This is a genomic window from Desulfocurvibacter africanus subsp. africanus DSM 2603 (assembly GCF_000422545.1).
GTDB lineage: Bacteria > Desulfobacterota > Desulfovibrionia > Desulfovibrionales > Desulfovibrionaceae > Desulfocurvibacter > Desulfocurvibacter africanus.
The window spans coordinates 154,046-178,152 of record NZ_KE383874.1; the positions used below are offsets into that span (position 1 = coordinate 154,046).

At 58.9% G+C, this 24,107-nt stretch carries 33 protein-coding genes; 8 read left to right on the top strand and 25 right to left on the bottom strand.

All coding sequences use genetic code 11. The annotated features are described in order from the left end of the window. Positions 1–23: 23 nt before the first annotated feature. The 15 genes from H585_RS0120080 to H585_RS0120150 all read right to left on the bottom strand — a co-directional run bounded on the left by H585_RS0120080 (position 24) and on the right by H585_RS0120150 (position 7,937). Positions 24–284 (bottom strand): putative phage tail assembly chaperone, encoded by a 261-nt coding sequence (locus H585_RS0120080; RefSeq protein WP_027369153.1) that lies wholly within the window; start codon positions 282–284, stop codon positions 24–26. A gap of 41 nt (positions 285–325) precedes the next feature. Further along, positions 326–637, bottom strand: a complete 312-nt coding sequence (locus tag H585_RS0120085; protein ID WP_027369154.1) for a phage holin family protein — start codon at positions 635–637, stop codon at positions 326–328. After that, positions 634–936, bottom strand: coding sequence for an Rz1-like lysis system protein LysC (gene lysC / locus H585_RS21905; RefSeq protein WP_034628614.1), 303 nt, complete (start codon positions 934–936; stop codon positions 634–636). Before lysC ends, H585_RS0120085 begins: the two co-directional genes overlap by 4 nt. After that, complete coding sequence (locus H585_RS0120095; protein WP_027369155.1) at positions 869–1,222, bottom strand: hypothetical protein; 354 nt, start codon at positions 1,220–1,222, stop codon at positions 869–871. The genes lysC and H585_RS0120095 overlap by 68 nt, the downstream gene beginning before the upstream one ends. Continuing rightward, on the bottom strand, positions 1,222–1,629 hold the full coding sequence (locus tag H585_RS0120100) for a hypothetical protein (RefSeq protein WP_027369156.1): 408 nt from the start codon (positions 1,627–1,629) through the stop codon (positions 1,222–1,224). The genes H585_RS0120095 and H585_RS0120100 overlap by 1 nt, the downstream gene beginning before the upstream one ends. Beyond that, a complete protein-coding gene (locus H585_RS23345) occupies positions 1,626–1,787 on the bottom strand; it encodes a hypothetical protein (protein WP_154658867.1) in 162 nt (53 codons plus the stop codon). The genes H585_RS0120100 and H585_RS23345 overlap by 4 nt, the downstream gene beginning before the upstream one ends. Beyond that, positions 1,784–1,981, bottom strand: coding sequence for a TraR/DksA C4-type zinc finger protein (locus tag H585_RS22830; RefSeq protein WP_027369157.1), 198 nt, complete (start codon positions 1,979–1,981; stop codon positions 1,784–1,786). The genes H585_RS23345 and H585_RS22830 overlap by 4 nt, the downstream gene beginning before the upstream one ends. A 5-nt stretch (positions 1,982–1,986) precedes the next feature. Then, on the bottom strand, positions 1,987–2,448 hold the full coding sequence (locus H585_RS0120115) for a phage protein (protein ID WP_027369158.1): 462 nt from the start codon (positions 2,446–2,448) through the stop codon (positions 1,987–1,989). A gap of 7 nt (positions 2,449–2,455) precedes the next feature. After that, positions 2,456–3,565 carry a DUF2586 domain-containing protein gene (locus tag H585_RS0120120; RefSeq protein WP_027369159.1) on the bottom strand — a complete coding sequence of 370 codons (1,110 nt, stop codon included), beginning with the start codon at positions 3,563–3,565 and terminating at the stop codon, positions 2,456–2,458. A gap of 9 nt (positions 3,566–3,574) precedes the next feature. Then, complete coding sequence (locus tag H585_RS0120125; protein WP_034628617.1) at positions 3,575–4,267, bottom strand: phage virion morphogenesis family protein; 693 nt, start codon at positions 4,265–4,267, stop codon at positions 3,575–3,577. Next, positions 4,257–4,721 (bottom strand): phage tail protein, encoded by a 465-nt coding sequence (locus H585_RS0120130; RefSeq protein ID WP_027369161.1) that lies wholly within the window; start codon positions 4,719–4,721, stop codon positions 4,257–4,259. The genes H585_RS0120125 and H585_RS0120130 overlap by 11 nt, the downstream gene beginning before the upstream one ends. A gap of 7 nt (positions 4,722–4,728) precedes the next feature. Beyond that, positions 4,729–5,184, bottom strand: a complete 456-nt coding sequence (locus H585_RS0120135) for a head completion/stabilization protein (protein WP_027369162.1) — start codon at positions 5,182–5,184, stop codon at positions 4,729–4,731. A 95-nt stretch (positions 5,185–5,279) separates the two neighbouring features. Continuing rightward, the gene (gene gpM, locus H585_RS21910; protein WP_081678727.1) at positions 5,280–6,056 is read right to left on the bottom strand and encodes a phage terminase small subunit; all 777 of its coding nucleotides are present in this window, start codon (positions 6,054–6,056) and stop codon (positions 5,280–5,282) included. 2 nt (positions 6,057–6,058) lie between these two features. After that, the gene (locus H585_RS0120145; RefSeq protein ID WP_027369163.1) at positions 6,059–7,084 is read right to left on the bottom strand and encodes a phage major capsid protein, P2 family; all 1,026 of its coding nucleotides are present in this window, start codon (positions 7,082–7,084) and stop codon (positions 6,059–6,061) included. 10 nt (positions 7,085–7,094) lie between these two features. Continuing rightward, positions 7,095–7,937 (bottom strand): GPO family capsid scaffolding protein, encoded by an 843-nt coding sequence (locus H585_RS0120150; protein ID WP_027369164.1) that lies wholly within the window; start codon positions 7,935–7,937, stop codon positions 7,095–7,097. A 151-nt stretch (positions 7,938–8,088) separates the two neighbouring features. On the opposite strand from H585_RS0120150, the gene H585_RS0120155 reads away from it, so the two are divergent. From H585_RS0120155 to H585_RS0120175, 5 genes are all read left to right on the top strand, one after another. After that, a complete protein-coding gene (locus H585_RS0120155) occupies positions 8,089–9,915 on the top strand; it encodes a terminase large subunit domain-containing protein (protein ID WP_051183241.1) in 1,827 nt (608 codons plus the stop codon). Positions 9,916–9,926: 11 nt separating this feature from the next. Next, entirely contained in the window at positions 9,927–10,952 is a 1,026-nt protein-coding gene (locus H585_RS0120160) for a phage portal protein (RefSeq protein ID WP_027369166.1), read from the top strand. A 57-nt stretch (positions 10,953–11,009) separates the two neighbouring features. Next, positions 11,010–11,252 (top strand): Ogr/Delta-like zinc finger protein, encoded by a 243-nt coding sequence (locus H585_RS22835; RefSeq protein ID WP_027369167.1) that lies wholly within the window; start codon positions 11,010–11,012, stop codon positions 11,250–11,252. A gap of 438 nt (positions 11,253–11,690) precedes the next feature. Continuing rightward, positions 11,691–13,373, top strand: a complete 1,683-nt coding sequence (locus H585_RS0120170; protein ID WP_027369168.1) for a methyl-accepting chemotaxis protein — start codon at positions 11,691–11,693, stop codon at positions 13,371–13,373. Positions 13,374–13,393: 20 nt separating this feature from the next. Next, positions 13,394–13,909 (top strand): chemotaxis protein CheW, encoded by a 516-nt coding sequence (locus tag H585_RS0120175; protein WP_027369169.1) that lies wholly within the window; start codon positions 13,394–13,396, stop codon positions 13,907–13,909. A gap of 54 nt (positions 13,910–13,963) precedes the next feature. Here the strand turns inward: H585_RS0120175 and H585_RS0120180 are convergent, their stop codons facing one another. Both H585_RS0120180 and H585_RS0120185 read right to left on the bottom strand, forming a co-directional pair. Continuing rightward, the gene (locus H585_RS0120180) at positions 13,964–14,164 is read right to left on the bottom strand and encodes a hypothetical protein (protein WP_027369170.1); all 201 of its coding nucleotides are present in this window, start codon (positions 14,162–14,164) and stop codon (positions 13,964–13,966) included. Continuing rightward, on the bottom strand, positions 14,154–14,543 hold the full coding sequence (locus H585_RS0120185) for a hypothetical protein (RefSeq protein ID WP_027369171.1): 390 nt from the start codon (positions 14,541–14,543) through the stop codon (positions 14,154–14,156). Before H585_RS0120185 ends, H585_RS0120180 begins: the two co-directional genes overlap by 11 nt. A 678-nt stretch (positions 14,544–15,221) precedes the next feature. On the opposite strand from H585_RS0120185, the gene H585_RS0120195 reads away from it, so the two are divergent. After that, the gene (locus H585_RS0120195) at positions 15,222–15,470 is read left to right on the top strand and encodes a hypothetical protein (RefSeq protein ID WP_027369173.1); all 249 of its coding nucleotides are present in this window, start codon (positions 15,222–15,224) and stop codon (positions 15,468–15,470) included. Positions 15,471–15,583: 113 nt separating this feature from the next. Further along, on the top strand, positions 15,584–15,910 hold the full coding sequence (locus H585_RS23190) for a hypothetical protein (RefSeq protein WP_138708225.1): 327 nt from the start codon (positions 15,584–15,586) through the stop codon (positions 15,908–15,910). Positions 15,911–15,950: 40 nt separating this feature from the next. On the opposite strand, the gene H585_RS21915 is transcribed toward H585_RS23190, so the two are convergent. From H585_RS21915 to H585_RS23195, 8 genes are all read right to left on the bottom strand, one after another. Next, the gene (locus tag H585_RS21915) at positions 15,951–16,934 is read right to left on the bottom strand and encodes a GTP pyrophosphokinase (protein ID WP_051183243.1); all 984 of its coding nucleotides are present in this window, start codon (positions 16,932–16,934) and stop codon (positions 15,951–15,953) included. Continuing rightward, a complete protein-coding gene (locus H585_RS0120210) occupies positions 16,931–18,022 on the bottom strand; it encodes a nucleoid-associated protein (protein WP_027369175.1) in 1,092 nt (363 codons plus the stop codon). The genes H585_RS21915 and H585_RS0120210 overlap by 4 nt, the downstream gene beginning before the upstream one ends. A gap of 290 nt (positions 18,023–18,312) precedes the next feature. Beyond that, positions 18,313–18,747, bottom strand: a complete 435-nt coding sequence (locus tag H585_RS21920) for a type II toxin-antitoxin system HicB family antitoxin (protein WP_051183245.1) — start codon at positions 18,745–18,747, stop codon at positions 18,313–18,315. Between the two features lie 35 nt (positions 18,748–18,782). Continuing rightward, entirely contained in the window at positions 18,783–18,950 is a 168-nt protein-coding gene (locus H585_RS0120220; protein WP_244432672.1) for a type II toxin-antitoxin system HicA family toxin, read from the bottom strand. A 545-nt stretch (positions 18,951–19,495) separates the two neighbouring features. Continuing rightward, positions 19,496–20,083: a hypothetical protein gene (locus H585_RS0120225; RefSeq protein WP_034628619.1), complete on the bottom strand. Its 588-nt coding sequence runs from the start codon at positions 20,081–20,083 to the stop codon at positions 19,496–19,498. Between the two features lies 1 nt (position 20,084). Further along, the gene (locus H585_RS0120230) at positions 20,085–22,844 is read right to left on the bottom strand and encodes a toprim domain-containing protein (protein WP_027369178.1); all 2,760 of its coding nucleotides are present in this window, start codon (positions 22,842–22,844) and stop codon (positions 20,085–20,087) included. A 35-nt stretch (positions 22,845–22,879) separates the two neighbouring features. Next, a complete protein-coding gene (locus H585_RS0120235) occupies positions 22,880–23,353 on the bottom strand; it encodes a phage regulatory CII family protein (protein ID WP_034628621.1) in 474 nt (157 codons plus the stop codon). A 45-nt stretch (positions 23,354–23,398) separates the two neighbouring features. Continuing rightward, positions 23,399–23,671: a hypothetical protein gene (locus H585_RS23195; RefSeq protein WP_138708226.1), complete on the bottom strand. Its 273-nt coding sequence runs from the start codon at positions 23,669–23,671 to the stop codon at positions 23,399–23,401. Positions 23,672–23,757: 86 nt separating this feature from the next. On the opposite strand from H585_RS23195, the gene H585_RS0120245 reads away from it, so the two are divergent. Beyond that, a complete protein-coding gene (locus H585_RS0120245) occupies positions 23,758–24,051 on the top strand; it encodes a hypothetical protein (RefSeq protein WP_027369181.1) in 294 nt (97 codons plus the stop codon). Positions 24,052–24,107: the final 56 nt, after the last annotated feature.

Consider the following 24,107-nt stretch of genomic DNA (forward strand, 5'->3'; position numbering starts at 1 on the left):
TCCGATTGCCGCCGCCCGATCCTCTACTTTCCCAACTCAATTTCCAGGTCAGGCATGTACTCTTCCAGGAGCGCGTTGCTGATCAGCACGGGCGCACCGGGCAGTTCCAGGAACTCCTTGAGGGCCTCGCGGCTTTCGGCATCCACGGTGCGCTGCAGGAACGTCTTGGCTGGGGCAATCTTGTTATTCGGAGTCAACGAGTTGAGGTACATGTTGTAGGTGGCCACATCCACGTTGAACGTGAGTTCCTTGCCCTTGACGATAAGCTTGATGGTCTTGTTCATGGTATGCTCCTTCGCCCATGACGGGCGCTGTTGATGCTGGATTACTTCCGCTTCGCGCTGCCGACGATGACGTCCGCGAGCGAGACAAGCCGCTCCTGCATGGCATCGAGCATGACGCCGCCGGAGTAGGCTGAAACCGAGGCGCAAGCGACGCGGACCGTCTCGGACATCCCGCCGAAGTCACTGAGCAGCATGTGCGTCACCACGCCGGAGAAGAGAGCCACGAGACACGAACAGGCCCAGCTCCAGATGGAGCGCTCTCCGCACTTGGCCGCGCGGGCCATGCCTCCCAGGATGGACAGGAGGATCACCAGCCACGTTCTTTCCAGCCACTCCCAAGCTCCGGCGATCATCGTCCGCTCCTCTCGTCTTCCTCGAGGCGAGCTTGCCCCGTAGAGTCTTGCGCCCATGCGCGCAGTGCTGCCTTATCGGCGTTGCAACGATCCAGGGCCGCGCCCAGGTCGATGGCGTGCTCCAGGAGGTCACCGTTGGTCCGTCCGGTCCAGGTCGGCCGCGCCGTGTCCTGCGCCAGGGCGGGCGGAGGCATAACGCGCTCGACGACCGGGACGGGCACAATCTGCGGTCTACTGGAGCAGGCCGCGCACAGTGTCAGGCACAGCAGTATCGGCCCAAGCAGTCGTCTGCTGGTCATTGCGGGTTGCCTCCTTGAGCGCTCGTAATGCGGCGCTCCGCTGTTGGTCGATTTCGGCTACCCGGAGGTCCCGCGCAGCCAGGGCGGAGTCGCGCGCGGCCAGGTCCTCGCGCAAGGCGTCGAGGGCCTTGTCCTTGGCCGTGTCTGCGGCCTGCAAGGCGATGATGCTCTGCTCGGCCGTAGCCAGGTCAGCCCGAAGCCCCTTGATGGCCGTGCCCTGCCACCAGATGGTGGCGAGGAGCAGGAGCACTATCGTCCCTGTGGCTATGGCGAGATATTTGCCCATCACGCCACCTCCAGAGCCAAGGAAATGCCGCGCTGGATGATGGCTGGGCTGTATGGCTGCTGGCCGTTTTCATGCCGGATGATGGCCGGCAGCAGATCCGGCAACCTGTCGGCCACGTTGATCGGCGCGTCCGCGTCAACCCCCAGGAGTCGCGCCACATGCACGGCATAGGCTTCGGTGTTGTTTTCCGTCGGTGGGGCCCAACGCGCGATGATCTCGCGCACGCTGCGCAGGCCGTGCTTGCGCTGGTAGTTGAGCAGGATGACGGCCATGGCCCGGATGCCGTGCTCCGGAGAGCAGAAGATGCAGAAATCCGTATCGTCCTGCGCCTGGGCCAGCCCCTGCCACTTGTCGCCATGGCGAATGTTGCCGGGGTTGTGGTTGCGAATGCCGCGAGGGATGGTCATTTAAGCCCCTTTTTTATGCCCCCAAGGCCTATGCCCCACCGATCATGTTCGGTCAGGCCGATGGGGATAAGCCCATGGATGAAGTGGAAAACGGCCAAGATGAGCGCCATCAAGGCTGTGCGCCAGTTCCGCCAGAGATGAATGATGTAGCTTTTCATCTCTCCCGTACCTCCTGACAGATCACGCAATGAGTAACGCCGGGCACGGCTTTGCGCCGGGCCTCGGGTATTGGCTCGCCGCATTCCGCGCAGGTCTCGCGGCTAGGGCCGCTCCGGCGTCCGGCGCACGCCCTAGCCAAGGCCTCCTGCCGAAAGAGGTATTCGCGCTCGGCGGCGATGTCGGCGATATCCATGCCCTTTACCCGCCAACAAGCCCGTCGGTGTCGGACGTGGAGAGATACGGCACGCCGTTGATGCGCACGAAGTCGGGGCTGGTGACCATGTACTTCAGCTTGGAGATGTGCTTTTCCCCGCCCTTGCGGTCGATATCGAGGAGCGATTCGAGCTTTACCTTGCAGCCGAAGGCCTCGACCTTCATCTCCTCGCTGTCTCCGGTCTTGGCGTAGAACAGGATGTCGAACTCCGGCAGCTCTCGGAAGGAACCGGCGTTCTTGGCCGCCTGGGACAGGAGCGAGATGGCCAGGGCATCCAATTCCAGATCGCCCTCCGCCTTCGCGTCGCCGGATACCCAGCCGTTGGGCACGCCGTTGTCTTGCGCCACCTCGGTGTTGTCCTCGATGGACAGCGTGGCCTTTTCGACGTGGATGGACAGATCCCCGATGGTGATATCGATATTCTTGCCGCTGATGCGCTGTGACATGGCTCACCTACCCGTTGTTCGAGAGATCCAGGAGGATGTTGCAGGTGATGGACTTGGGGCTGTTGTAAGGCCGCACGACCATGTAGAGCTGGACCGCGTACTTGCTGGGCCAATCGATGACGATGTCGCCATCCTGGGGCGGCTCGATCTCGCCCGGGAAGACCTGCCCGAGGATCTGGCTTGAGCGGCTCATCTCCCGCAGGGGACGCATGAAGTAGGTTTTGGCTGCCGCCATGCTGGCCGGAGTGGAGTTGAGACGACGATCCGCCACCCTGGCCACGGCCAGCGGGTAGACCCGGCGCATGGCCTTCTGCGCCACGCGCAGGTTCTCAATGACCTGGTAGTCGCCGCCGGGGACATCGAGCACGTTGCCGTCGCCCCAATAGGTGCCGGGATAGTCCGGGTACCACTGAGGGACCGAGAAGCGCATGGCGTCCAGGGCCTCCAGCACGGACATATCCAGGACGCGGCCGTTCACGTCCTCGGGCCGTTCGGTCCAGGTGCCGACAAGGGCGCCTGTTGCCACGCGCATGGGCGAGTCGGCTACGGTGACCGATCTGTTGGCCAGCCGACCGGCATAGGTGCCGATCTCCGGGCCCCATATCGTGCCCACTGGGCTCACCTGATCGGCCGCGACGTTCTGCGTGACTGGCCGCACGGCGTCGAGAAAAGCTTCCCAGGTCTCGGTGGCCAGGGGCGCGCGCGTGCAGGGGATGAAGAACAAGGGCCGCATGTAGCTGGCCATGATTGATTCGGCCTTGGCCTGCATGGTTTCGACATCCGCCGCGGTGGCCACCGGGTCGGTGATGACCACGGCCTCCACCGAGGTTCGCTCCATGGCGAAGTCAACGGCATCGGCCCACGTAGCCGCCTCGGCCAGGGGGATGACGCAGCCGTTCCAGTTCTGCCCGGCGTTCAAGCGCGCGGCTTCGACTTGCGTCTTCAGGTTCGAGGCCTCCGCGCCGAGCACGCCGTCCAGGTCGGTTTCCTGGTTCACGGTGATGAGCGCGCCCTCGTTCGTCCCAGCGCCGCGCCCGACAAAGAGGAAATAGTTTTCGATGGCCGGTAGCGGCCCCTGCATGAGGTTCAGGTTGTTGACCTGTACTTTTCCGAGCATGGTCGTCTCCTACTTGGGCACGCTGCCCAGCACGGTTTTGGCGAGCCTCTCGCACATCCTGTCCGCCTCGCCCGAGGTGACGCCGAGGAATGGCCGCTCCGGCACCGTATCGAGCCAGGATTGCTTTCCTTGGGATTTCTTGGTGCGCATGAGACGCAGCACCAGGCCCGCATGGCCCAGAGTGAAATGCGTCTGCAGCCAGAGCACGGAGACGCGCTTGGGCCGTCTGCCGCCGCCCTTCATGGGCACCATGAGCCGGTAGCCTTCGCGCAGCAGCGCCTTGGCCTGCCGGCGCGTACATGGGGCGTTGTAGTCGGGACGGCCGTAGACCCGTTCCGCGCGATCCGGCGTCCATTCCTCGCCCACGCCGTGTTGATGGCGGGAGGCAATCTTGGCGGTGAGCGCGTTCTTCCAGGTGACGGCCGCACCGCCCCCTTCCTTGCTGCGGGAAATGACGGCCAAGGTCTTGTCCAGGCCTTTCAGCATTGCCCGCGCGGCCCGCTGGCGCTTGCGCGGGGCGAAGGGCGCACCCTCCACGGTCTCCTGGCGGCGAATGTTGCGCCGGGATTGTGTACGCACGTAACCGGCCAGCCTGCGGGCATTCTTCTGGCGGTCCTTGGCCTCGCCTCCCAAGGCTTCAAGCTGGGCGTCGAGCTGCGCGGAGCGCCTGGTGTCATGGCCAATGGTGACTTTAATCTCCACGGCTGCCCTCCATGCCCGCTACCGCCTCGGCTTCGGTGATATCGGCCTCCGCGATGCGCCAGCGCTTGCCGTTGAAAACGATAGGGCCGGCGGCATCCTCGATGACCGTGATCCGCTCCTCGAACTCGCAGGCGATGTCCACGTCGCAGGTCTTGGCGTCGTTTATCTCGACGTCCAACTCCGGGTCGGCCAAGCCATTCCGGTCATCGTCGTTGTCCGCCAGCCAGCCCAGGATGACCGCCAGAAGTGTCTGGCCGTCTCCGGCGTAGCGTTCGAGCTGGATAACGGCATCGTACTTCCAGATGCCGATCTCGATCTGTTCGCCGTTTTCGCCCTCGCCCAGGTGTCGGCCCGTCGGCGCCAGATTGCCTTTGTCCGCAAAGGCCGTGATCTGCTCGCGCGGCAGGCGGGTGACCTCTTTGATGTGGGCGACCAGGGCGGTAATCTTGTGCATGATGACCTCAAATCAGCTCGGCTACTATGCGGCCGCGTCCGCACAGATCCGCGATGGCGTCCTGTGCCCAGGCGTAAAACCTGTCCGCCGTCTCGGGGGATTCCTTGGCGTCGTTCTTAGCCGCCTCCCGGCGCTCCACCGTGGCGAACTGCCCAAGCAGCAAGGCCTTGGCATGGCAGTAAACGGCCCGCTTGAAGAGCCGTGTCGCCTCACCGGCCAGGCCTGCGAAAGGCACTTCCGCCAGCGAGAGATAACCGGCCATTTCTTGAGCCGCCCGCCACTCCTGAAGCTGACGCACGGCCCACAAGCGAGCGAGGCCGAGGTGATCCTCCACCAGGCTCTCCGCATATTCCGCCGGCAGGCGGTACATGAGCTGGAACTCGCCCACGGCGATGTCCGGATACCAGCCGTCACCGGCCAGGGTGGCCGTGGAGGTCTGGTAAGTCAGGGCGTTGAAGCTCATGTATGATCCTTAGAGTTGGGGCTGCCTTCGGCTGCTGGCTACGTGCGCCCTGCGCTGTGCCTTGGCCTCGGCAGCCCCGGTTGGCTGGAGAGTATCTAGGCCTCCGCTCCGCCTTCTTCGGGCGGGTCGGAGGGCTGCTGTTGCTGTTCGTCCTGACCGTCCTGGCCACCGTCGCGGGCCAGGCGCTTCTTTACGGCCTCAAGGGCCGTCTTGACCTTGGCTCCCAAGGCAAAGGCGCGCTCCAACTCCTGGGCAGCCAGGGAGAGCTTGCCCTCTCGCTCGGCCTGTAAGCCGAGCAGGCGATGGAAGCCGGCCTTGACCTGGTCAGGGAGATCCCAAGTATTGCCGGAATCGGGGCCGTCGCTCTCGATCTCCAGCAGGACGATGGAGAGGTACGGCTCGAAGGTTCGCTCCGCGTTGTACTCGCGCTCGGCCCACTCCAGGAGCTGAGTGGCTACGAACAAAGGCAGGCTGGCCTTGAACCGCTCCGGCAGGGTCTGGCCGTGCTCCAGGCACCAAAAGGCAACCCGAAGCCCGTCCTCGATGCATCCGGCATCAAAGCACCAGACAAGAAACCAGCCGATGAGATCGTGCCGCTGACCATCGGCCATGAGGCGCTCCACATAGTCCCGGTACTTGGGGATAAGCGCATTCCGCTTGATGTCCGCCTTGCGTTCCACCGAGGCGACGTTGTGCAGCGCCTTGAGGTCCTCCGTCAGAGATGCGGAGAGCATGGCCGCGAGCTTCTGCCCGCCCATGAGGCCCGTGGGCATGGTGCCCAGCACGCGCGCGCCGGAAGCAATCTTCTGCCCTGCCGGCTCAATCGAGCGGCTGGCCTGCATGGCTTGTTGATGGTTGCGCATCAAGCCCATGGCTAAGCCCACCCGCCTGCGCCATCGGGCAGCTTCACGTTGGCGAATTCCACGCCCACGAACTTCTCCGGGGTCTCGACCAAATAGCCTTCATTGCGGCTGTTGTAGTCTTCGACCTGATCCTTCTTGGGGTTGTCCACGATTTGCCGCCGCCAGGAGTCGGCCTGCTGGTAGATGGACAGGTTGTTATAGGAGGTGATGACCAGCCCGCGCGCCGGGTAGTTGGAAGGCGTCTCCCAGGGGATGCCGCCGAAGGTGGTCAGGCTGGCGTTGAGCTGCGCCTTCTCCGTGGGCTGTCCGCCCACTGCGGCGTAGAGCGCGGACTTCTCCTGCGCGACGAGGTCCGCGCCGATGAGCGCGACCAGATCCTTGCGCATGTACTCGGGAATGCCCTGCATGAGGTCATTGACGGCCACGTCCAGGTTGGGCCAGTCACCGCCTTCGCCGATGCGGATCTCATTCAGGGTTGCTCCCTGGGCCAGGATATTGGCCGGCAGGTTGTCACGCATGTACTGCAGCCAGCCCTTGTTCACGTCCTGCAAAAAGGGGTTGGCCACCAAGTCCGTATCCTGTGCGCCCGAGGTGCCGTACCAGCCGATGAGTTCCATGTCGCTGGCCATGCGCTCCCGCACATAGCGGGCATAGTGCTCCGCGAAGTCCTTGAACTTGGCCCAGGCATCCATGATGCGGTACGGCAGGGCCACGTCGGCATTGGTTTGCAGCAGCTCAAAGCTGTAGCTGCCCATGCCCAAAACGTTGCGCGGCGTGCGCTCCTTGCCAGGCTGCGACGTGTCCGTACGGCCGGTGACCGGACTGGAGGCAGAGCCGAGGATGTTCTCGCCCTTGAGTTCATCCACCGGCAAGATGTTGATCTTGGGCAGGAAGGTGGAGGACTCCACGATCTTGTCCTTGAGCGTCTGAGCGATGGAAGGGACAATGGAAAACTGCCGCTCCACGCTGGGAATGCCGTAGGTATGGGCGAAACGGGCCATCAAGGCCGCGTAAAGTTTACGTGTCTGTTCATTCATGGTGCTGCTCCTAGTAGATGGGGGCCTGGTCTTCGGCCGGGGCAGTGCTGGGCGGGACGGACGTGCCAGGCTTGGCGGCCTCGAAGCGCTTGGCCATGTCGCCCACCTGCTGTCCAAGCTGGGTCACGGCCTCGGTCAGGGTAGCGAACTTGTCGCTGCCATCCTCCGGCTTGGCAGCCGGCTTCTCGGCAGCTTCCGGCTTCTGCGCGGAGGCGGCCGTGAAGGCGGCCAGCGATCCCTTGATCTCCTCTACGGCGGTGCCAAGGGCATTGACCTTGCCCTGCAGCGCCTCGAACTGTGCCTTGTCCATGGGGTCCTCTTGGGGGTTGTCGTGGCTTTGGTCTGAGGGAAGGCGGGAGAACATTTCCCGGAAACGGGTGAACCAACCCGGCTCGGGCTCTTCCTTGGCGGGGAACTCGCACTCCACGTTGGAGACGAAAACGGTTCCGGCGGACTGCTTGCGCTGCGAAAAGCGCATCTCGTCGGTGCCCAGCGAAGCCGGGGAATCGGTGATGCCTAGCCCGACAAGGTAGGCCTTGCCCGTGCCGGCGAAGCTTGGCTCAATCTCCATGCTGAAAAACAAACGCTGGCCGAACTGGTTTTCCCAGACATAGGTGGCGTTGGGCTGAATACGCGCGTACAGGCTGACCACGCCGCCCTCTTCCTCGGCCTTGAGTTCCAGCACTTTGCCGTAGTTCTGCCATCGGAAATGATCCGGCCAGATAAGGGCCGTGTACGTCGCCGGGGAATAGGATTCCGCAGCCTGCAGCAGCCATTCAGGCTTGATGGTCCGGCCGTCTATGGTGGGGCCGGACTGGCCGATCTTGCGGAATTCCGAGGTGAGTTTACTCATGCGCCCCTCTGCATGTGGCTGATGGAAAGTCCGTTACAGCCAGACATGTAGGCACAGATGGCAAGGCGTGGTCAAAGACGGCGCGTCCGATATGGCGCAAATCGGACATGCTGAGCGGGAGCAGTGTTCAGGGCCATGCTATTAAAGCGCCATGGAAACGCGGAACACAGGGCGTGCAGGCGGACGCAACTATCCAGAGGAGATCAAGCAGGCGGCCCGAGGGCTGTACTGGAAGCGATATACAGTCGCGGAGATCTCAGAGACGCTCAATGTACCGCGCCGCACCGTGTACCATTGGGCCACCGTGGGAGACTGGGACGCCCTGCTCACGCATGAGACGGCTGAAGAGGCGGTTCAGCGCCGCCTGGCGCTGCTGGCCGAGCGCGATCCAAAGACGCAGACCGAGCTAAAGGAAATCGAGCTGCTGATCGGTTCCCTGGAGCGCTTGCAAGCCCTGCGCGTGAAGGAGCGCCAAATGTTGGCGGCAACCAACATGGTGTCTCCGGAGGCGGCTCCGCAGGTAGTGGAGGGAAGCGAACGCTCGTCCGTGAACTGTCCGCCGCAATCACGCGGGAATGGCGGGAAGCGTGGGCCCAAGATCAAGAATGACGTTTCGCGCCTGACGCCCGACTTGTTCCAGGAGAAGTTCCACACCAGATTCTTCGACTACCAGCGCCAGTTCCGCGCGGCCATAAGCCAGCGCAACCGCATGTATCTCAAAAGCAGGCAGATCGGGGCGACCTGGTACTTCGCCCAGGAGGCCTTCGAGAATGCCTGCCTGACCGGCGACAACCAAATCTTCCTGTCCGCGACCAAGGCCCAGAGCCAGGTTTTCCGCAACTACATCGTGCAGCTCGTGGGCGAGGGATTCGACATCACCCTGCAGGGCAACCCGCTCATCCTTAATACCGCCCATGGCAAGGCCGAGCTGCACTTCCTGTCCAACAATTCCAAGAGCGCCCAGAGTTATCACGGGCACGTCTACATCGATGAGTTCTTCTGGATCACCAAGTTCCGGGAGCTGTTCAAGGTGGCCACGGGCATGGCCGCGCACAAGAAATGGCGGCGCACGCTGTTCTCCACGCCCTCGGCCGTGACGCATGAGGCCTATGGATTATGGACGGGCGAGAATTTCCAGAAGCGCTTCGCCAAGCCCAAGCCATGGCCGGACTTCTCCGCCTTGCGCGCCGGCGTGCCCTGCCCGGACAGCTACTTCCGACAGATCATCACCCTGGCCGATGCCCAAGCCGGCGGCTGCGACCTGTTCGACGTGAAGCAGCTCAAGCTGGAGTACACGCCAGACGAGTTCCGGCAGCTCTTCGGCTGCGAATTCATAGACGATACCCAAGCCGTGTTCGCCCTGGCGCTCCTGGAGCGCTGCATGGCCGATCCGGCTGACTGGCAGGATGTCCGGCCTGGAGATGCGCATCCCGTGGGCAACCGGCCGGTGTGGGGCGGCTACGACCCGAGCCGCAGCCGCGACGATGCCAGCTTCGTGGTACTCCTGCCGCCGCTCAAGGGCGAAAAGATCCGCTGCATCGAGCGCCACAAGTGGCTGGGCAAGTCATACCTGTGGCAGGCCGCGCGCATCAAGGAACTGGCGGACAAGTACCGCTTCACACACATGGGGATTGACGTAACCGGCCCCGGCATCGGCGTGTACGAGCAGGTTCGGCAGTTCTGCCCCGTGGCCATGGCCATCAACTACGCCGTGCAGTCCAAGGCCGTGCTGGTGCTCAAGGCCAAGGAGGTCATGGAGCAGGAGCGGTTGCAGTGGGACGCCGGGGAGACGGACATCGGGCATGCCTTTTTGACCATCCGGCAAACCACAACTGACAGTGGGCAGATCACCTACTCAGCCAACCGAACGGCCAGCACCGGCCATGCCGACGTGGCTTGGGCCATCATGCACGGTTTGGCGGCCGAGCCGCTGGCCAGGCAGACGGGCAGCTCTGGCTGCACCGTCGCCATCGGATAACAGGAGAGGACATGGGCAGGAAGAAACACAAGAGGGGGTCGGCAGCGCAAAGCGCCGGCGGAAGCGTGCAGGCCTTCAGCTTCGGCGATCCGGAGCCGGTACTAAACGGAGCGCTCTACGACGGCCTGGGCGTATGGCTGCTGGACAACGGGCAATACTATCAGCCGCCCGTGCCCCTGCGCGGCCTGGCCCGGCTGCTGCGCGCCAATGCCTACCACGGCCCCATCCTGGAGTTCAAAACCAACGTGGTCATGCGCGGGTTTCTGACCTCCCCTGCCCTGTCCAGGCGGAGCATGCACGCGATGGCCACGGACTACATGGTCTTTGCCAACGCCTACCTGCGCAAGGTCTTCAACTGGTACGGCGAGATCATCGGCCTGGAGCATCTCCCGGCCATCAATATGCGCCGCATGCGCAATCACGACCACTACGGCCTGTTGACCGCAAGCGGCCAGATCCAGCCCTTCCAGCCAGGCGAGGTGGTGCATGTCAAAAACTATGACGTGAGCCAGACCATCTACGGCATGCCCGCCTATCTGGGAGCCATCCAGTCCATGCTGCTGAACGAAGACGCGACCCTGTTCCGGCGGCGCTACTACCGCAACGGCGCGCACATGGGCTACGTGTTCTACTCGGCAAGCGCGGCCCTGCAGCCGGAGGACAGCGGTCGCATCAAGGCCGCCATCGAGGGCTCCAAGGGCATCGGCAACTTCCGCAACATGTACCTGCATATTCCTAATGGCCGAGAGAAGGACGTGCAGATCCTGCCCGTGGGTGACTTCTCCACCCGGGACGAGCTGGAGAAGATCAAGAACATATCCCGCGACGACATCATCGCCGCGCACCGCATCCCCCCGGCCATGGCCAGCATCATCCCCCAGGCCGCCGGCGGCTTCGGGGACATCACCAAGATAGATGCAGTCTACGAAAAGAACGAGATCACGCCCGTAAGGGAAGTGTTGCTCGAGGTGAATGAACATCTGCCGGAACGTGCAAAGGTCGGATTTGCGCTGAGCAAAGAGGCGGAAGAGGCCTAACGCGGCTTGACAGCCGTGGTGTGCATGTAGTTGTGTTTTATTGGGAGGTTGAACACAATGCGGATTTCCTGCGACAGGTGCCAAAGCAAGGCCCGTATCGCCACCACCCGTGAGATTACCCCGAGGCTGCGCAAGCTATACTGTGCCTGTACCAATGTTGAATGCGGGCACACTTTCGTCATGCATCTGGAGTTCGGCCACACTATTTCCCCATCTGCCCTGGACCTGCCCGAAGCCACCCGCGAGGCGCTGCGCGACTGCGTTAGTCCTGCCCAAGCACAGCTTGTTCTGGCCGGATAACCAAGTCCGACCAGAACTCCTTACATATACATATCCCTAAAGCACTTAGCTGTAGGCTGGGTGTCAATTATTTTCTCGGTATATAGAACTATCCACTGAGTCCTATATTCAGCTACACAACCGTAGCCTTACTCCCTATTCATTTCCGTAGGGTTATATTTTTTTATTTTCCATATTGAGTAAACTGATATTTTTTGATTTTAGTAATTTTATAACTGGTAGCACTTTATACTACATACAATATATTACTAGGCAAACGTATTAATACACCTGTCCCACATTAATAACAACAGCCCACAATCTGCTCCTCGATAGTCACTTTACCCCTTGCCTAATACAATACTGATCACCAACAATGCATAAAGTTTATCAGCAATACACCGATATTGGCATCTTGGGGGGAAGTGGTAGTCATCTTCCAATTTCACAGGAGCTGAAATGTCTTTAAAAATGCGTCTCTTTGGCGGTTTTGCTTTGGTTTCCCTTATTGTTGCACTTTCCGGTATTTTCAACTTTTGGGGTACAAGTAGACTCACCGGCCATATTAATGAAATCAGCGACGTCAGGTTACCTGGCATCCAATCCCTGCTCATCATGAATGAGGCCCAAACAGCAATTAAAGCGGCGGAACGTACGCTTCTCAGCGCTGCAATTACTGAAGAAGAGCGTCAACGCCAGTTTGTGAACATAAAAGAGTCCTGGAGCGAGGCGGATGAGGCCTGGAAGGTATACGAGCCCTTGCCTAAGACCGAGCGAGGTGCGGCAAAATGCAGTGAGCTTGAACAGGCTTGGAATGCATGGCGACAGGACATGGATGAGTTCATAGGTCTTGCCCAACGCTACTCCCAAGACAGGTCTAGCGAAAATCAAGACAATATGGCGCGGCAGGCACTTACGGTCAACGCGCTTTCATACAATAAGGCCGAGGCGCTCATGATAGAGCTTGTGGGCATCAATAAGCAGGAAGCCCAAGCTGCTGTGGACCAGGCGGAATCAGATTCGTCGCTGATTACTTCGGCAACGGTATCCGTTGTGCTAGCAGGCGTGCTCCTATCCATTTTCCTGGCCGTAATCATAGCCAGAAATGTACTTAAACAGCTTGGTGATGATCCTGCAGTCATCGGTGACATTGTCAGTAGTGTCGCCGAGGGCGATCTTATGGTCCAGTTCAGGAATCAGAAAGCCACCGGCGTCTATGCCGATATCAAATCGATGGCGGAGCGCCTACGCGATGTCGTTGCAGAAGTGCGTAGCGCGGCCGACAACGTGGCATCAGGCAGTGAGGAGCTTTCGGCCGCTTCCGAGTCTTTGTCGCAAGGCGCCACCGAGCAGGCCGCCAGTGTGGAGGAAATTTCGTCCTCCATGGAAGAGATGGCCGCCAACATCCGTCAGAATGCGGAAAACGCACAGCAGACCGAGAAGATCGCCCTCAAGGCGGCAGCCGACGCCAGGCAGGGCGGCGAGGCCGTAGAGCAGACCGTGGAAGCCATGAAGGAGATCGCCGACAAGATTTCCATCATCGAAGAAATCGCCCGCCAGACCAACCTGCTCGCCCTGAACGCCGCCATCGAGGCGGCACGGGCCGGAGAACATGGCAAGGGCTTCGCCGTGGTCGCGGCCGAGGTGCGCAAGCTTGCCGAGCGAAGCGGATCGGCTGCTGGCGAGATCAGCGAATTGTCGGCCACGAGCGTTCACGTCGCCGAGCAGGCCGGCGAGATGCTCAAAAAGATCGTGCCCGACATCCAGAGGACGGCCGAGCTCGTGCAGGAGATCGCCGCAGCCAGCAACGAGCAGAATTCGGGTGCCGAGCAGATCAACAAGGCCATCCAACAGTTGGATATGGTCGTACAGCAGAACGCCTCTGGGTCCGAAGAGACAGCCTCCACGAGTGAGGAACTCTCCAGCCAGGCCGAGCAGCTTCAGCAGACCATCAGCTTCTTCAAGGTCGAGACTGCCCATACTGCGCACGCAAGCCAGACAAGGAAGCAGCAAAACGCCCCGGCTGCCAAAAGAAATGCACAGATCGGGACGGGCAAACCAGGCAACGGCAAGGGCGGTACGAAGAAGGTTGCCTTGAGCATGGGCACGGATGTGTCGGACCATGAATTCGAGCGTTTCTAGCCATGCAACAGGAGCCCGACATGAGTGAACATGCCGTTTCGAGTAGCGGTCAGTACCTGACTTTCACCCTCGCGGATGAGGTCTTCGCCCTGGATATAAGTACCGTGCGCGAGGTTCTGGAGCTTCCAGCCATTACCCGCGTCCCCCGGATGCCAGCCGACATGCGCGGAGTGATCAACCTGCGCGGGCAGGGCGTGCCGGTGATCGACCTGCGGCGCAAGTTCGACCTGGATTGCGCCAAGGACACGATCAATACATGCATTATCATCGTGGAAACAAATGGCCCGGAAGGCCTGTGCGTGATGGGAGCCATTGCTGATTCCGTCCGCGAGGTCATGGACATACCCCCCGATGCAGTCATGCCTGCACCCAAGATGGGAACTGCCGTGCGTAGCGACTTCATCGCGGGAATCGGACGCCTGAACGACGCCTTCGTCATCATTCTCAATGCGGAACGGATTTTCGGAAATGTGCTGGATCTCGATCAGCAGATGGCCGCAAGCCCCCTCCAAGAACTGGCGGATTGCCCAGCATAAAGCATGAAGGCCGCGCAGGAGCTTATGCTCCTGCGCGGCCTATTTGTTCGATCTTTAATGCTCGACCTTAACCGCCGCCGCTTCCCGTTTCCCAGGCTTCCACTTGTCATCCAACTCCGCGCCGCAACGGTCCAGATCATCGCCAAGCAGGTTCAGGATCAGGGCCAAGCCGCCTTGCTCTTCCGGTAGCTGCTCGGCCAGCGTGCGCAAGGCTTCCGCGTGCGAGTAGATGCGGACTAGGGGGTCAACTTCCATGTTGCTTCTCCTCCCGCGCGAGAGCAGCGCGCATGCGCTCCACATCGCCCGCCAGCCAGACGAGTTGACGATGGATGGCGTCCTGCCGTCCCGCGCCGATGCCAGCGAGTTCGGCGGCCAACCGAGCGAGCTTGCCTTGCAGCGTGGCCATCCCGTCCAGGCTGTAGGCCGATATTCGGCCGGCCCAGCGCACGTCCTGGCGCAGGTTGCCGGCCACGTCCTTGGCGGCCGCAGCGATCTTGTCCAGGTCGGGCAACAACGGGTGCCAGCCAACGGCAATGGTTTCGGCCCTCAGATCGGCCATGTCTCGAATCAGGCGGTCCAGTCCGGCGACGACGGCGATGGCGTCCGGATACGTGGGCTCTTCATGGGTGCTCATGCCGCCGCCTCCGCAGGGATTGCGGTTGCCGGACGGCCTTCCGCCGCATTGCCAAGGCTGGGCGCAACGGAGGGCTGTACCTCCATTTTCCCAGGAACGGCAACCCGAGCCGTGACTTGAAGGCTTTGGTCGGCAATGGTCCAGGCAACGCGGCAGGATGGAGGCAGGGGCAGACGACGCAATGCGCAGGCGGCTTCGCTTTCGCCCCGGCAGGCAAGCCAGGCGACGAGCTGGGCCAGCGGGGTCATGCCTCCGCAGAAGTGGGATGCCCGGGAGAGGCGCAGGCGAGGTGGAGAGGAAGAGACAGGGAAAGAGTTGGACATGAGAGGCCTCCACGGATCTTTAGATTGGCCCCCTCCGATAAAGAAGGTGCCGGGTGCTCTAAACCGCCGTGGAGCGGCGGGCATATTCCCCCGAAGGGTATTGTATTAGCCCACACCCGACATGAATGCGCGAAGAGACTGTGCCTCATTGGGCACAAAAAAACCACGAACTGACGGGCGTGGGACCGTCCACGGACAAGGAGTTTAGAGGCTCCTGGGGGCATATTGACCTAGGGGTGGGAGGCGTGTCAAGAGATCCATATATAGACTCACACTATGCTTTGTTACGTTTATGCATGAAGTTGTGGCGCATGTCCTTCGCAAACAGCCAGCAAACCACGCAAGGAGTATCGTCATGGCCGGGAACAAAAAGAAATCGAGTCCGGATCTTTCAAGCTTGGCTTCAAAGACGCTTAGAGATGAGGATGCATCTAAAATTCAGAAGAGGTTAGCAGGATCTGTGCTTTCCCAAGCCAGCAAGGACAAACAAACTGGCGCTGATCTTGAAGACATCGCTTCCAAGGCTTTGAAGAGCGATAAGTACAGCGATACGACGAAGACCCTCGCCGGGTCGGTGCTATCTCAGTCCAACAAGAAAAGATAATCTTTCGAGGATGCCGCGGCGGATGCAAGCATTTGACCGCATCCGCCGCGGCGTCCTTGCAAATCTATTTATAAATATCGCAAGTCCGAAATAGAAAATCAAACGGAGCAAATATGGACGGAACACCGAGCTACGACGATGAGCTTGTAACAGCTTTGCAGTGCCTACTTGATAACGGCGAGATTTCTCATGAAACAGCAGTTGGTATCGCTAAGAAGATCATTTCTGATAGCGGACTTGAAAGACTTAGCCCTAAACAGAGCGAAGTCTATGAAACCTTTATCAAACCACACCTTGAGCCAAAATGTGAAGCGCATGGTTGTGGCGATACGATTTATATTGGAGATATTCCAACTGCCTATGCGCGACGGGATGATCTCGATGGGCTCTTTTGTGAAGAATGCATACACATGAAGGACGTGATGCATAAAGATGATTAAGCTTACCTCTCACCAGCAGAGGGCTTTCTGTCTTAAGAATTTATTGAGGCGGACGTATACTCTGATCGGCGTAGAAGGGGCGCAATTCCCTGAGGGGTAATGGCCACAAGTCACTCGTTTGGCTTTGGCAAGTATACGCAAAAAAATAGACCAGAAGGGCGGCTGGCTGACGAAAGAGGTGTTTTTCCTCTGCATGCTTACCAAGCTTATCCAGGAGATACTCATTTTCATCAAGGAAGCGGTTGAAGCGCACCTCCCATTTGTCAGCCAGAAGCTCTTTAAAAGCATCGATAATGAGAGCATTGACCGGCCCAGGATCAGGCGACCTTGGCACTCGCTCTTGATATACTTTGAGAAGAAGCTCCATAGCCTTGTCCACGGGTTCGCCCGCCTTTTTGATCTCATCCGCTACGCGCAGAAAAAGGTCATCCGCTGCTTCTATCAGTGCCATGCTCCGCGCACAATAGCGCTTGACGAGCGGAGAGGCAGCAGTATTAGGCTTATAAGTTGTATCGTGGGTAAGCTCACTATATGCATGTTGTAATAATGTACGTATCTGAACCTCGCATGGGACAGTTGGAGGAATCGCAGCCTCCCCATGTAAGATCATATCCACAGGCCTCAGTTCATAATGAACCGATTGATATCCAAAAGCCTCGGGGCTCTTCTTCCGCTCATCCAAGAAATCCCTTGCGAGAGTTGTCTCCCAGACTGAGTTCTTTTTGATAATCGATTTTACAATTTCAATATCTGATTCAAGTAAAACTACAAACCGAACACCCACTTTGTCAGTGATTTCATCATATGGGTTTATATAAGGCTTTTTCCGATAGAACGCCTTATCCAAAAGTGATTTATCCTCTTTCAGCCTGGGCTCTGAAGGCACTTTGAGAAAGTAGTTAACTTTCCTTGGCGCTATATGAGCACTCAAGTCCTTTAATATCGTATCCGTGACAAAGCTGCCCCAGGATTCATAGATCTGCCTCTCAGATCGCCAGCGGGTTAGAAACTCTGCCTCTGTCATTCTTCCCTCATGATACGATCACGAATGGTAAGCACAGTCCATTGCGGAGATTTGCTTTCTTGCCCATCAGGCGCATCGATGACCTCAACAGTGACCAACTCCTTAAAACTATCCGCAGGGGCAGTAAGCCTGATATTTGAGCGAAATCGCAGTCTACGCTGCTTTAGATGAGACTGTATGTCCGACAAATCCTTTGCCACCGCTGTCATGGGAAATCCTTTATCCATCATGTGGCTTCTATAAGCATCCTGAAGCCTTGGCTCTCCAAGATAACTACTGGCAAACGTGTCAACTTGAATTTTTGCTGCCCTATCTGTTTTTAAATAAACGTACAAGGCCGTCTTATATTCTACTTTCTGCTCCTCTGGCACATCGAGGGAATCAATAAACTTTGACGTATAACTATAGAATTCTTTCGTAGTTCTTGCACAGGATTGAAGGAAAGCACAGCCAAGAAAGCCATCATAAAAATACACAGCGGCCTTATCGCGATCCTTCGATGTCATGTTGTGATCAAAAACGAAAGCCTTATAGCTATCTGCTAAATTATCTCCTGAAGATTGATCCCCATTTTCCACAAAAGCTCCTATCTTATACAATCTTGCCTTGGGAGTAAGGAACAATTCTTCAAGGAAATGGAGATTGATTGAGCCATCGCTCTGCTTTATCCGCGAGAAACCATCTTGAGCTTCCGCCTTTATTACTATGAGCGCTTTCCTTCCTGGATTGCCAACCGTGCCAGTGATGACCACGATAATGCCACCCGGAATGTTTGTTGCCTTCTGAGCATCCGCCAACAAGTCGGCTACCCTTGCTGATTCTGGAACAAAATCACCATTCGTAGCAACCAACAAACGCCTGCAAACTCCTAGCAAGCTCTCGTCATGTATTTTGTTAATCCGCATTTCCACACATTGAGATGAACGACCCATAGCATCAGCAATACGGTCTTCAATTGCTTGCATTGCTGCTGGGGTAAGCGATATCAACATATTTCCATACCGAGGAGGAATGCACTCATCTTTTGTCTTCCGCTCAAACACCTCATGAACTATGAGCCTCTCAATCTTCAAGTTCGTGAAATGCATGCCGTTACTCCTGTCATTTCGAGATCGAAGCACAACTAAATCAATTTGATAAGGCAACCAAATCGTCGCAAACACGGATAAGTTCATCCAGTGTACGCACCTGGATAGAGCCATCCCGGATCATTGCGCTAAATCCAGGGAGGTGTTCATGCATGTCTCCCTATTTTTTTGTCGTTGGGGTTATGTGCCCCATCGTGACTACGATAGCAAGTATCTCTTGATGTGAGAACGCAAGCGGCCCGCCTCTTTATCAGAGGCGGGCCGCTGTTGATGGGCTAACCGGCTTGGCGTTATGCGCTACGTGCTCCGGTGTTATTCTCGCCTCCAGCACGTCCGCCAGGACGGCCAGCGGCACGCAGGGCGCTTTCCACGATAAAAGCGGAACGGCTCATGCCCCGCGCCTTGGCCGCGCGATCAATGGTATTGCGGACATATACGGGCATGGTGATGTTCACGGGCACGGCCTTCTTTTCCAAGAAGGACATATCAACGTCCACCAGAAGCACCGCCCCGCCCTGGGCGTCCTCCGAGGTCAGCACGTCTTCCAACTGAGAAGCGGCCGGAGGAGCCATCTCCTCCCCTTCCATGAAAAGTTCGATGGCCTCCTGCACGTTGCCGAGCGCCTCTTCCAGCGTATCGCCGGCAGTGTAGCAGCCTGGAAAGTCGGGGACTGTAATGCCGTAGGCCGTGCCCTCGTCCTTATGAATGATGATGGGATACAACATATGCTTACCTCTTTTGGGAGGAAAATCCCCTCCGCTTAGAGTGATACCTTCGATTGCCTTTCGATGCTTCGCAGGGTGCCAAGCGGGAGATCCTTCTTGGGGTGGGGAACGATGGTTGTCCTCCCATCCGGGTGCCGCATCTTCTGGTGACTGCCGCGCTTGCCGACCGTCTGAAATCCGGCCTCTTCCAGCTTCTTGATCACTTCCCTGCTCGACATGGGTTCCTAATACGCATAATGCGCATAGACGTCAATGAGCGATGCGCACTATGCGCATTAAGATGGGCAAAACAGGGTCCAAATAGGCGGGAAGGGGTGGGTCGTCGGTAACCGGTGTAAGCGGTTTAAAGGCTTTCTGGCCTACAGTTATCTTATTGATTTAATAGTATATTTATTGCCACCAGACAGAGGTTTAGTCATTTTTCCCACTATTTTTTGTTCAATTATCTAGAGCAGTTGTGAAACTCAAAGCAGTTTAGAGGTGGTTTAAAAATGAGGTTTGGTTTAAACCTCTCTCAAACCCTCTATTAAACTCAAAAATTATGTATTTTCAATATGTTAACCGTCCACACCCCAACCCGATGCCCCCCTTCGCTGGAAAATTTTCCGAGCGTCAACGCGCACGCGCGTGCGTGTGATGCGCGTGCGTATGGAGGCACTGCCGGACGAGTGGGCTGTGGCCACAAAAAGGAAGGCCCCAGCAAAATGCATGAGGCCTTCCAGAATAGGGGCTACTCCAATGACTTCCCTCATGAAGGTAGTTGGAACACCCAGCAACGCATGTTCTTCTTGGCGTGCTTCGAATACACGCCGCGATTGGCGGCGACAAAACGCCGGGGATAGCTCTCTGGAAGCTGCTTCCGGAGCGAAGGCATGTCCGGCGCCAACTGGCAATGGCGGCGGCAAGCTTCGATGAACTGGTTAAAGTTGATGGCGATTTGCCCAGGATTCTTGGAATGATTGAGCCAACCCCGTTCTCCGTTCGGCCCAAGCTTGGCATTAAGTTGTTCATACTGTTGCCAAAAGGCCGTTACCGCTTCCGGCTCCTCGGGCTCGCCCTGCATATAGGTCTGGTACTCCCGCACTGCATCGCGGCTCACCTGTCGGCCCTTGAGGAGCAATGCGTCGTTCTGGCGCAGCACGTACACCCCGGCAGCCTGCAGTGCTTCCGGAACAGCTGTCTCGATGTCGCTGATGTCATGCCTGGCCTTGAGCTGCTCCAGGAGCGCCGCGCGGGGCATACCAGCAAGCATGGCCCAGATGGCCACCAGATCCTGTAGCTTCTGCACTGTGATCACGGCTGGAGTCATTGGGGGAAACGATTCATCAACGGACATTTCAATCCTCCTGTTTGGGGGCGTTTTGATCGTGGAATAGCCAGCACTTCATGGTTTTCTTTGCATGCTTCGAGTACACGCAGCGATTTGAAGCCACAAAGCGGCGGGCATTGCTTCCAGGAAGCAGCTTCCGCAACATCTGAAGATCCGGCGTCAACTGGCCATGGTTGCGGCAGGCCTCGATGTACTGGTTGAAGTTGATGGCGATGAGCCCAGGCTTGCTCTCATGGTTGAGCGGATCATTGTCGAAGGCTCCGCCGGCCATTTTGCTGTTCAAGTAATCGTAGGTTTCCCAGAACTGCTCCACTACAGGATGGTCGGTTGCCAAGCGCTGCTCGCGCGTCTTGGCCCGGATGAGCAGGTATTCGGTCAGGCCTTCGGTCAGGTAGTCGGTCATGGCATCGCCGAAGATGACCTTGAGGGCATGGCCGCAGGCGGCGATCTGCGCGTGGTTCTTGAGCACGCGCTCGTTCTTGATGCCGGTGTACTGCGCTTCCAGCGTTTCAAAGGCCTGCTGATAGGCCTCCAGGATCTGACGTTCCTGCGAAAGGGCCGCGCCCAGGAATCCCCCCACGTCCGCCGATGTCTGGCGCTCGAACCAGCGGGCGATCTCCCTGGTGCCGTTCTTGTGGTGCCGCTTGTCTGCGTGGCAGTGGACGATTCGCTGCAGAAGCGCCTCGGAGCCGTCCACTTCCGCATTCTGTGAGATGAGCAAGGAGGCCTGGAATTGGGGCTCGTCCACGTCGTTGGAGCGCCTGGCTACGCCCAAGGTACCGGTGCCGCGGCCGTTGTAGAACGGCTTCACCTCATCAAAGCCGAACTGCTTCTGCTTGATGGTGTCCTTGTCCCCGTTGTCGCGGTCTGATTCGATGATGACCACGGGCAGATTGCTGACTTGCGAAAAGGCGCGACGCCGACCGGCCACCGTGGCTTTGAGCAAATCGAGGCCTTCATAATCCTCGCGGCCGACGCACTTCCACAAGAACTCCAGGATAGTGGACTTGCCGGCGCCAGGCTCGCCGGTGAGCTCCAGGAAGGGAAACGTCTTATGGACGGCCCGGATCTGCTGGACGAACAGCGAGCCCAGCCAGAAGGCCAGCGTGGCCATCCCCTGCCAGTGAAAGGCCGTGGCGAAATTCTTGATCCAGCTTGGATCGAACTTGCCGTCCGTGTGGATGTAGACGCCATTGAGGACGGTCTTGATGCCTTTGCGGCCGATGTCGAAATAGCCGTGCTTGTTGAGCGGGATTCGACGGCCGTTGTGCCAGGCGTGATCCTGGAAGATCCAGGCCTTGCACTCCCGGTCATAGCCCACGAAGGGCAAGGCGCTGACCGTGGTCAGGCGCGAATTGAGCCAACGATCGCGCAGGATCTTGAGCTGGCGCATGTCGCCGTCGAAGGTGCCGCCCCGGGAACGGTTGAGCAGTGCCTTGTGGAAGGCGTCCGGGCTGGTGATGGCCGAGCCCTCCATGGCGATGAGGTCATCGGCCTGGCCGTTGGCGTAAGCGATGCTGAACATATAGCGCTGCTCGTCCATGATGTCGTCGCGCTCCATGTACAGGAACTGCGGCCGGACGTTGGAAATCTGGTCGATGCAGCAGGCGCTGGCAAAGAGCTGGCGTCCTACAGGCGAGTTGAGCACGTCCTCGATGGGGCTAGCGCGCTCTTCGTCTTCCTGGGCCTTGCCCTGCCCCTTCTTCTTGCCTTTGCCTTGCTCCTGGGGCTCGCTTTCGCCGGCGTGCTCGGCCGAGGCCACGGCGAGATCCTTCTCGAAGGCTGACTCGAGCTTGATGGAATACAGGGCGTTGCCGAAGTCGATGATGAAGGACATGCGCCGGTTGCGCACGTAGTAGTGGTAGGCCTTTTCCTCCACCGACTCGGCCAGCATGAGCCGGCCATGATAAAGCCAGGTGCCGATGGAATCCTTGTCGATGCGGCCGGCGCGGTAGAGATCGTCCCAATCCTTGCCTTCCGGCGGCAGGCAGACGCTGGCCAGCTCGTTCATTTCCTTGAGCCGCTTGTGATGCTTCTTGGCCCAGCCCGTTCCGGCCTTGTCTGAGTCCAGGGCCACGACCCAGCGAATTCCTTTCCCTTTGTGCTGCTCTACGATCTGGCTCGGGAAGTGATTACAGGAGAAGGCGGCCACGGCCTTTATGCCGCAGTGGTGCAGGGCGATGGCGTGGAAGATGCCCTCCACGATGAAGCAGCGCTCGCCGTCCGCAAGCTCCTGGCCGGGAGGCGCCCAGGAATCGCCCTGGAACAGCGTGCCGTCCTCCTTGCGCTGGCCGCCGAAGTGCGCCTTCTGCCCGTCCTTGCCATTACGCCCGAGGAAGCGCTCCCACCAGCGCGTGCGCATCTCATCGATGTAGAAGCGCACGGTGGGAATATACTCGGTGGTGTTGGGAATCTGGTAGGCGGCCTGCTCGTACCAGCCCCGGATCTTGGACAGGTCGAAGCCCCGGTCCAGGGCCAAGTAGGCGTCCGCCGTGGCGTCTCGATTTTCCTGCGTGGGCGGGTAACGCTTGGCGAAGTCAGCGAAGATGGAAGGCAGAGCCTGGCGCGTGGTTTCCTCGAAGCCGCATTTGTTGAGGCGCTCGCAACGCAGTACCCACGGATGCTTGATGCCGACGTACACGGTCCGCTTGCCGCATCCAGGGCAGATCCCCTTGCGCAGGTACTCGCCGTTCCGCTGGAACTGATAGCTCGGCTCGGCCAATAACGCGCGGACAATCTCGTCTGGAGTGATGTCGCTATACTGCATTGCTCTCCTCCCGCCCTAGCGCCAAGCCCATGGCCCTAGGCATGGGCTCGTTCCATTTCCCGAAGATCGCCGACAAGGGCCATGCCCCGCTGCAGCACGTCCGAAAGCTCCTGGATGAGGCGGCGCAACTCCATGGTCTCAAGCCTGTTGTCGGCCACGGATTTGCGCGCCTCTTCCGCGACATCCCCGACCTCGGCGAAGATGTCGTTCACCCGCCGCAGGAGCGCGTTGCAGTCCAGGTCCTGGCGCGCTTCGTCAATGCCGTAGAATGTCGCCTTGGAAAGCAACCAATGGATGATGGTGAGGTTACCGACAACAGCGCAGAACTTTGGAAGGTCGGGATAGGATGGGAAGAACTTTTCGGCTGAGAAGACCCGCCGCGCCAACGAATGCGACCAGCCCATGCCCTTGGCGATGTCAGGAAGCCCCTTGCCGCTTTGCTGCACTGCGAGCTTGAATGCGTCTATCGCATCGAGATGGTGCAAAGGACGTGCGTCGAGATCGGTCATTGTGTCCGCTCCTTTTCGGTGCCACAGGCGTGGAAGACTGTCTGGCTAGTTGCTAGGGTCGTTTCTTCGGGAGACCTGTTCCCAGGCTCCCCGGAGCTGCGCTGGCGTTACTGCTCCGGAGCGGGTCAGCTCGTGCAGGAGCTGACGCAGAATGAGGCGCTTGCCGGCCATGTCCAGCAAGCGCTTGGTTGGAGGTCTGAGAACGCGCCGATTACGACGCAGGTTGCGGATATCCAGGCCAAGAGACCTGGCGACCTGGCTCCAAGAGCCGTACAACCGGACAAGCCGCTGGAGGTGAAATTGTGTCGCTCTGTTCATGCGAAAGTCATAGGGTAAATTCCCCGCATTGGTCAAGGGGGTTTTTTGACTTGCGCCTAGGGCAAAACGTCCCATATATAAATGCGATGAACAAAGCAGATATTTTCGAGCGGGCTTTCGTCACCCTCATCGCGGAGCGGGTCGAGGATCTTGGCATGCCCCATTCGGAATTCGGACGGCGCGTATTTGGCGAGACGGCCGGCGCCAGGCTTTGGCGGAGCTGTCGGGGATCGGAGCAGCGCCCGGCGCGCAAGGTCACCCTGGGCGAGGCCTATCGCATGGCCGAGGCCTTGGGCACAGACTTCCCGAGCCTGGTTTGGAACTTATCCCAAGCCGCCAAGAACAGGGGCATGCTCACGGAGGACCCCTCCGAGGCATAGCGGGTATTTTGCGACCATTCAGGATTGAATAAAAGGGTAAAAATCCCTACCATGGC

Bases quoted from the DNA above. Each gene is read 5' to 3' on its own strand.
- H585_RS0120080 (WP_027369153.1), bottom strand. From the start codon at position 284: ATGAACAAGACCATCAAGCTTATCGTCAAGGGCAAGGAACTCACGTTC.
- H585_RS0120085 (WP_027369154.1), bottom strand. From the start codon at position 637: ATGATCGCCGGAGCTTGGGAGTGGCTGGAAAGAACGTGGCTGGTGATC.
- lysC (WP_034628614.1), bottom strand. From the start codon at position 936: ATGACCAGCAGACGACTGCTTGGGCCGATACTGCTGTGCCTGACACTG.
- H585_RS0120095 (WP_027369155.1), bottom strand. From the start codon at position 1,222: ATGGGCAAATATCTCGCCATAGCCACAGGGACGATAGTGCTCCTGCTC.
- H585_RS0120100 (WP_027369156.1), bottom strand. From the start codon at position 1,629: ATGACCATCCCTCGCGGCATTCGCAACCACAACCCCGGCAACATTCGC.
- H585_RS23345 (WP_154658867.1), bottom strand. From the start codon at position 1,787: ATGAAAAGCTACATCATTCATCTCTGGCGGAACTGGCGCACAGCCTTG.
- H585_RS22830 (WP_027369157.1), bottom strand. From the start codon at position 1,981: ATGGATATCGCCGACATCGCCGCCGAGCGCGAATACCTCTTTCGGCAG.
- H585_RS0120115 (WP_027369158.1), bottom strand. From the start codon at position 2,448: ATGTCACAGCGCATCAGCGGCAAGAATATCGATATCACCATCGGGGAT.
- H585_RS0120120 (WP_027369159.1), bottom strand. From the start codon at position 3,565: ATGCTCGGAAAAGTACAGGTCAACAACCTGAACCTCATGCAGGGGCCG.
- H585_RS0120130 (WP_027369161.1), bottom strand. From the start codon at position 4,721: ATGCACAAGATTACCGCCCTGGTCGCCCACATCAAAGAGGTCACCCGC.
- H585_RS0120135 (WP_027369162.1), bottom strand. From the start codon at position 5,184: ATGAGCTTCAACGCCCTGACTTACCAGACCTCCACGGCCACCCTGGCC.
- gpM (WP_081678727.1), bottom strand. From the start codon at position 6,056: ATGGGCTTGATGCGCAACCATCAACAAGCCATGCAGGCCAGCCGCTCG.
- H585_RS0120145 (WP_027369163.1), bottom strand. From the start codon at position 7,084: ATGAATGAACAGACACGTAAACTTTACGCGGCCTTGATGGCCCGTTTC.
- H585_RS0120150 (WP_027369164.1), bottom strand. From the start codon at position 7,937: ATGAGTAAACTCACCTCGGAATTCCGCAAGATCGGCCAGTCCGGCCCC.
- H585_RS0120155 (WP_051183241.1), top strand. From the start codon at position 8,089: ATGGAAACGCGGAACACAGGGCGTGCAGGCGGACGCAACTATCCAGAG.
- H585_RS0120160 (WP_027369166.1), top strand. From the start codon at position 9,927: ATGGGCAGGAAGAAACACAAGAGGGGGTCGGCAGCGCAAAGCGCCGGC.
- H585_RS22835 (WP_027369167.1), top strand. From the start codon at position 11,010: ATGCGGATTTCCTGCGACAGGTGCCAAAGCAAGGCCCGTATCGCCACC.
- H585_RS0120170 (WP_027369168.1), top strand. From the start codon at position 11,691: ATGTCTTTAAAAATGCGTCTCTTTGGCGGTTTTGCTTTGGTTTCCCTT.
- H585_RS0120175 (WP_027369169.1), top strand. From the start codon at position 13,394: ATGAGTGAACATGCCGTTTCGAGTAGCGGTCAGTACCTGACTTTCACC.
- H585_RS0120180 (WP_027369170.1), bottom strand. From the start codon at position 14,164: ATGGAAGTTGACCCCCTAGTCCGCATCTACTCGCACGCGGAAGCCTTG.
- H585_RS0120185 (WP_027369171.1), bottom strand. From the start codon at position 14,543: ATGAGCACCCATGAAGAGCCCACGTATCCGGACGCCATCGCCGTCGTC.
- H585_RS0120195 (WP_027369173.1), top strand. From the start codon at position 15,222: ATGGCCGGGAACAAAAAGAAATCGAGTCCGGATCTTTCAAGCTTGGCT.
- H585_RS23190 (WP_138708225.1), top strand. From the start codon at position 15,584: ATGGACGGAACACCGAGCTACGACGATGAGCTTGTAACAGCTTTGCAG.
- H585_RS21915 (WP_051183243.1), bottom strand. From the start codon at position 16,934: ATGACAGAGGCAGAGTTTCTAACCCGCTGGCGATCTGAGAGGCAGATC.
- H585_RS0120210 (WP_027369175.1), bottom strand. From the start codon at position 18,022: ATGCATTTCACGAACTTGAAGATTGAGAGGCTCATAGTTCATGAGGTG.
- H585_RS21920 (WP_051183245.1), bottom strand. From the start codon at position 18,747: ATGTTGTATCCCATCATCATTCATAAGGACGAGGGCACGGCCTACGGC.
- H585_RS0120225 (WP_034628619.1), bottom strand. From the start codon at position 20,083: ATGTCCGTTGATGAATCGTTTCCCCCAATGACTCCAGCCGTGATCACA.
- H585_RS0120230 (WP_027369178.1), bottom strand. From the start codon at position 22,844: ATGCAGTATAGCGACATCACTCCAGACGAGATTGTCCGCGCGTTATTG.
- H585_RS0120235 (WP_034628621.1), bottom strand. From the start codon at position 23,353: ATGACCGATCTCGACGCACGTCCTTTGCACCATCTCGATGCGATAGAC.
- H585_RS23195 (WP_138708226.1), bottom strand. From the start codon at position 23,671: ATGAACAGAGCGACACAATTTCACCTCCAGCGGCTTGTCCGGTTGTAC.
- H585_RS0120245 (WP_027369181.1), top strand. From the start codon at position 23,758: ATGAACAAAGCAGATATTTTCGAGCGGGCTTTCGTCACCCTCATCGCG.